Annotated in this window: 1 pseudogene; it reads right to left on the reverse strand. The window is 42.9% G+C overall.

Features of this window, described 5'->3' with window-relative positions:
• Positions 1-254 (reverse strand): annotated as a pseudogene (locus AAEY62_RS23500) (thiamine-phosphate kinase); the annotation flags it as partial.

Raw genomic sequence — 254 nt, forward strand, 5'->3', positions numbered from 1 at the left:
TATCAGGCACGGTATAAAGCAGTTCATAGTCGTCGCCGTAATTTAGTATAAACGGTAATTGTTGTTCAAAATCAAGGCTAGCTTTCATTGCATCCGAGGTGGGTATGCTTTCAATATTAACCGTTGCGCTAACCTGCGACATATTTAGTATATGGCCTAAATCGGCTAGTAAACCATCTGAAATATCAATAGCAGAAGACGCAAGCCCACGTAATACCTGCCCTGCAGCCACTCTAGGTGTAGGGAAGTTAAGG

It is taken from the genome of Pseudoalteromonas sp. GW168-MNA-CIBAN-0100 (assembly GCF_040309225.1).
GTDB lineage: Bacteria > Pseudomonadota > Gammaproteobacteria > Enterobacterales > Alteromonadaceae > Pseudoalteromonas > Pseudoalteromonas arctica.